Genomic DNA, 5,898 nt, shown 5'->3' on the forward strand with positions numbered 1-5,898 from the left:
TTTTGGCCTTTCCTTGAACTGGCTCCTTGGCATTTGGTTGATCTGGCTCTTTGGCCTTTCCTTGATTTCTTATTGGTCTATTAGCCGCCCCTGTGCGGGGCGGCACTTACTTTCTTTGCCGCGGCAAAGAAAGATAAGCAAAGAAAGCCGCTCAACCCGCTAGCTCATAAGCGGGTCCCCCGCACAGTCAGGGTAGTGGTGCATCTGGAATCTGTGTCTTCGCACACTCAACGTAAGTGACAAGGCGCTCATCAGCACCCACTCCGCACTGCGTGCGTCGCGGATCGGTCTGCTTGGGAAACCAGGAGCTCTGGCTAGGCGCGGTGGGAGCCAGCGGCTTCGCCTCGGCCAAGCGCCCCCCCCCGCAATCATCGTGAACCCCACCGCGAGTTAATTGTCGACGTCTCGCACTCGCACTCGCACTCGCACTCGCACTCGCACTCGCACTCGCACCCGAACCAGTGCTCGCAGCCGCAGCCCGATTCTGACTTAGAGCCAAAACCAGAGGCAGAGCCGGAGCCGGAGTCAGAGCCAAAGCCAAAGCCAAAGCCAAAGCCAAAGCCAAAGCCAAAGCCAAAGCCAAAGCCAGAGTCAAAGTCAGAGTCAAAGTCAGAGTCAGAGTCAGAGTCAAAGTCAGAGTCAGAGTCAGAGTCAGAGTCAGAGCCAGAGCCAGAGCCAGAGTCGGAGTCGGAGCCAGCACCGGCGTCGGAGCGACGGTGGTAATGCAATGACGGGGAACGGTATGAGGTAGAACGCGAGAGTTAGACCGTAGCGAGCGGTTGTATGAAGTGCTCTTCGGCGCGCGGAGCGCCGCCGGAAGAATGACGGCTGTGTCACTCACGTCAAAAATGTGCGAGGGCACGAATTCCAGATGCACCACTACCGTGACTGTGCGGGGGACCCGCTTATGAGCTAGCGGGTTGAGCGGCTTTCTTTGCTTATCTTTCTTTGCCGCGGCAAAGAAAGTAAGTGCCGCCCCGCACAGGGGCAACGCTAATAGACCAATACCAATACAAGTAAAGGCCAAAGAGTCACATCAACCAAATGCCAGAGAGCCAGTTCAAGGAAAGGCCAACACCGCAGGCACACAACCAACCCCACCGCCGCAGGCAAACAGAAAACCAAGCGCCGATCAGGCAAAAAAACCCACCCCCGCGCCCCGCGCAAAAAAACCGATTAATAAACCCCCGCCTCCCCGACAGGCCGATTCTTAAACCTCTTATGCACCCAATAATATTGATCAGGAATCCGTCTTACCTGCGTCTCAAGAAACTCAGTAATCCGCCGAGCATCAACAGAAACATCATCCGAAGGAAAATCACTCAACGCATCAAAAATAGTCAGCTTATAACCACGATAGTCCGGTAAGACCTCCGTCACAAACGGCACAACACGAGCATTCCCCGCGCGCGCCATCCGCGAAACCGAAGTCAGCGTGCAAGCCGGCACGCCAAAAAACGGCACAAACACCGAATCCCGCAAGCCAAAGTCCATATCAGCAGCCAGCATCACCGGCTTCCCCTCACGCAAAACACGCAAAGCCCGCCGCACGCTGTGGCTGCGCGGAATCATCTCGGTGCCGAAACGCCCCCGCTGCCGCTTGGCCATCCCGTCGAGCAAAAGGTTCGACATTGGCGTGTATAACGACGCAACCGGGTGCCGCGTCGAATACATCATGCAACCCGCCTCGATACCGACAAAATGGAAGCCGACAAAAATCGTCGGCTTGCCCTCCATGTCAGTGAGATCGATCGCGCTCTCCACCTCGACAAGACGCGCCAGTGCCCGCGCATTGCCGAACCATTGCGGCCCGCGCTCGACATAACTGCGGATCACATGACAGAAATGCGCGCGCGCAAGGCGTTCGCGCGCCTCATCGCTCATGTCGGGAAAACACAGCCTCAGATTGGTATGCACGACGCGCCGACGGCCGCTCGGAATCCGGTACAGCAACGCCCCGATGCCGGTGCCGATGCGCGCGACGACGCCATATGGCAAAAAAGCAAACACGCGTAGCAAACCTGTCATCAAACAGATGAGTATTCGACTTTTCACGAGTTCTGGAGACCCTGGTGGATGCTAGGTGTGTAACACGACGGCCGGAGCAACATCGCGTTGCTGATGGTCGAGGTGGCATTCGCGCGCGTCAAAGGGGTCTCGCGCGGCGCGGCGCTGCGAAGGTGGACGTCTCGCTCGCGGCGAAACGCAGCGGTGCCGGAGACCGAATCCGCTTAGGAATCGAGCGTCCGTATAGGACCCAATATTGAGACACCGCAGGCGTGATTAAAACACACCGCGGAGGGCGGGCACAAAATCTGCTAAAACGCCGCTCAGATAACATCACGAAAACTGGGAAAGGGTAGCGATTTCCCTGCCCTTTCAACAACGTAAGTGTGCAGCCTAATCCAGGCCGCACACCCTCGCTCCGTTCCTGGGCGGCCCTCTCCAAGCCCCCGGGAAGGACGTCCCGAGCGCCATCAAGGCTTGTTCGACTCGAACAGATCCATGATCTGTTTCTTTTCATTCGACGACACGCTCGGCGGCGGCACGGTCGGCGGCGTCATACCCGCCGGCCCCACGCCGCCAACCGCGTCGCTCACGCCGGCAGTCGGATTTGCCGAATCGAGACCGATACTGGCCACGAAACCATTGCCCGGCGTCATGTCGGTATAGAACATCTCGCCGTCGACCGCGGTCACGCCGTCCGGCTGCGCCGGCTCGGCTTGCGGCACGCCGCGCAGCGCGCGCTGCATGTACTCGACCCAGATCGGCAGCGCGAGCTGCGCACCGAATTCGCGGCTGCCGAGGCTCTTCGGCTGGTCGTAGCCCATCCACGCCACCGCTACCAGCGATTGCTGATAACCGGCGAACCAGCCGTCCTTCGCGTCGTTGGTCGTACCCGTCTTGCCCTGCAAGTCCGAACGATGCAGCACATTGGTGCCCGCGCCCGTACCCGCGGTGGCAACCGAATGCAGCAGGCTGTTCATGATGTAGGCATTACGCGGTTCGAGCGTACGCGGTGCATCGCGGCCGGCGGTCAGCGGTTGCGCTTTCGAAAGCGGCTCGCCACGCGCGTCGGTGACTTCGTTGATCAGATACGGATTGATCCGGTAGCCGCCGTTCGCGAACACCGAGTAGGCACCCGCCGATTGCAGCGGCGTGACGAGCCCCGCGCCAAGCGCCAGCGGCAGATACGGCGGGGTCTTGTCGGCGTCGAAACCAAAGCGCTGCGTGACAAAATCCTGCGCGTACCTGGTGCCGATGAACGACAGAATGCGGATCGACACCAGATTCTTCGACTTCTCCAGCGCGACGCGCATGGGCATCGGACCGTCCGGCTGGTCGTCGTCCTTCGGCTCCCATGCGTCGCCGCCCGGCGTACTCGGCGGGAAGTACAGCGGCGCGTCGTTGATGATCGTGGCCGGTCCAATACCCTTGTCGAGCGCCGCCGAATAGATGAACGGCTTGAAGCTCGAACCCGGCTGGCGCCACGCCTGCGTGACGTGGTTGAACTTGTTCTTGTTGAAGTCGAAGCCGCCCACCAGCGCGCGAATCGCGCCGTCCTGCGGTGTCAGCGAAACCAGTGCGCCTTCCACCTGCGGAAGCTGCGTGATCTGCCAATTGCCTTTGTCGTCCGCAACCAGGCGCACGATCGAGCCCGGCTTGATCTTCGTGGCCGCCGTCGCGCGCGCGCTCAGGCCGCCGGCTGCGAAGCGCAGGCCGTCGCCGGTGATCGTCACCTCGGTGCCGTCGACCAGTTGCGCCTTCACCTGTTTCGGATTCGCGTCCGTCACCACGCCGGCGATGATTTCGCCGTTGTCGGGGTGATCGGTGAGCGCGTCGTCGATGGTCTGATCGCGGTCGTCGCCCGGTGCGGGCAGTTGCACGAAGCCCTCCGGTCCACGATAGCCGTGGCGCCGCTCGTAATCCATCACGCCCTTGCGCACCGCGCGATAAGCGGCGTCCTGGTCGGCGGAATCGATCGTGGTGGTGACGTTCAGGCCGCGCGTATAGGTTTCGTCCTTGTACTGCGCATACATCATCTGGCGAACCATTTCGGCGATGTACTCAGCATGCACGCTGTACTCATTGCCCGGATTCTTGGTATGGATGTCTTCCTTCACCGCCTGGTCGTACTGGTCCTGGCTGATGTATTTCAGCTCGAGCATGCGCTTCAGAATGTATTCCTGACGGATCTTTGCGCGCTTCGGATTGACCACCGGGTTGTACGCGGACGGCGCCTTCGGCAAGCCGGCCAGCATCGCGGCTTCAGCCAGCGTGATGTCTTTCAGATCCTTGCCGAAATACACGCGCGCGGCAGCGGCAAAACCATACGAGCGCTCACCCAGATAAATCTGGTTCATGTAGACCTCGAGGATCTGGTCCTTGGTCAGCGCGCGCTCGATCTTGTATGCCAGCAACATTTCGTAAATCTTGCGCGTGTAGGTCTTTTCGCTCGAGAGGAAGAAGTTGCGCGCCACCTGCATGGTGATCGTGCTCGCGCCCTGCGAGGCGCCGCCGTGCGCGATGTCGGACACGCCCGCGCGCAGAATGCCGACGAAGTCGACGCCGCCATGCTCGTAGAAGCGATAGTCTTCGATCGCGAGCACGGCCTTCTTCATCTGGTCCGGAATGTCCTGGAAGCGCACGATGCTGCGCCGCTCTTCGCCGAACTCGCCGATCAGCACGTGGTCCGCGGTGTAGACACGCAGCGGCACTTTCGGGCGATAGTCGGTCAGCGCGTCGAGCGACGGCAGTTGCGGCCCCATCACCACGAGCGCGTAACCGATGATCAGCGCACCCACCACGGCAAGGGTCGCCAGCAAACCGGCAAACCAGATGACGATGGTCACGCCGATCGAACGGCGGCCCGCCTCCGCGTCGCGCGACGCAGTGTTACGTCCTGGAGTGCGGTGGTAGGCGTCCCGGTCTTCACCAGCCGGAGAATTTGAAGAATGCGGTCGTTTGATGATTGGCATGACTGGAATAGTGGGCGCGTAACTGAACGCCTTTCTGCATACGCTCCTGGCGCGTGCATGGATCGAGGTCGAGCATCGTGGCTTGAGGCGCTAAACGCCGCGCGGCCCTATTTCCCCGGGCAACCACACGGCACGCCTGAGACATCGTCCGGCGCAACGTAACAGCGCATTTTAAAGAAATCAAGCGACGTCCAAGACAGTTTTTTTGTAAGAATTCCCTTCGCGCCGCATTGCGATGGGAGAGCGCGGCAGACATGCAAGCACCCGGCGATGCTCGCCAGGATTATCAACAGAAAATGTTCACAGGCCTGTGGACAAGGCCGCCGGAAACGCTCCAACTCCTTGATGTCACGGGATTTTCATGTTGCGCCCGTTCCGCATCGGTGCAACTCGTCATATGATGGACTCGGCGCGCGAATCAGCACCGCGCGCGCGACGGCGTACGCGAGATAAACGCCTTGAACCGCCCATGCCAACAAGTATGCGAGCCGACTATGAACAAGCCCAGCGAACGCATCGTCGTATTCGTCACGACCGCGCAGAAACGCGCGATCGCCGCCACCGCCGAGAACCTGGGCATTAGCGTCAGCGAACTGATGCGGCGCGCGGTATTGAGCTTTGGCGCAACCAGCGAGCAGGTGAAAGCGGCCAGCATCGTCGACCGGTTGCGTGCGCCGCGCGCGCCGGACGCGCTCGACGCGGCGCTGCAGCGGGTCGCGCGCGGCACGCGCCACGCGCGGGCAGCGCTTCCGGCGTCCTTGCAAACGCCCAAGGACAATGCATCCACTGCGCCGGAGGAAGGTACATCGGCCAGGCACGCGGATGAATTGCTAGGCCCACCCGCGGGTTCAAGCCCGGCACCCTTGCTGCCCGCCGGCGTGATGGCCGCCCTCACCGCGACCGCCGAGGAGCAGGAGGC

General features: G+C 61.0%; 3 protein-coding genes. 1 reads left to right on the forward strand and 2 read right to left on the reverse strand.

The window, feature by feature from the left end; genetic code table 11:
* Positions 1 to 1,176 precede the first annotated feature (1,176 nt).
* Positions 1,177 to 2,028 carry a lipid A biosynthesis lauroyl acyltransferase gene (locus QOC89_RS29530; protein ID WP_323048278.1) on the reverse strand — a complete coding sequence of 284 codons (852 nt, stop codon included), beginning with the start codon at positions 2,026 to 2,028 and terminating at the stop codon, positions 1,177 to 1,179.
* Positions 2,029 to 2,477: 449 nt separating this feature from the next.
* Entirely contained in the window at positions 2,478 to 4,979 is a 2,502-nt protein-coding gene (locus tag QOC89_RS29535; RefSeq protein WP_323048279.1) for a penicillin-binding protein 1A, read from the reverse strand.
* 494 nt (positions 4,980 to 5,473) lie between these two features.
* Here QOC89_RS29535 and QOC89_RS29540 point away from each other — a divergent pair.
* Positions 5,474 to 5,898: hypothetical protein (locus tag QOC89_RS29540; RefSeq protein WP_323048280.1), on the forward strand; the 425-nt coding region annotated here is incomplete at its 3' end.

Origin of the sequence: Paraburkholderia sp., from assembly GCF_034668105.1 — a bacterium.
In the GTDB taxonomy this organism is placed as follows: Bacteria; Pseudomonadota; Gammaproteobacteria; order Burkholderiales; family Burkholderiaceae; genus Paraburkholderia.

Bases quoted from the DNA above. Each gene is read 5' to 3' on its own strand.
- QOC89_RS29535 (WP_323048279.1), bottom strand. From the start codon at position 4,979: ATGCCAATCATCAAACGACCGCATTCTTCAAATTCTCCGGCTGGTGAA.
- QOC89_RS29530 (WP_323048278.1), bottom strand. From the start codon at position 2,028: ATGACAGGTTTGCTACGCGTGTTTGCTTTTTTGCCATATGGCGTCGTC.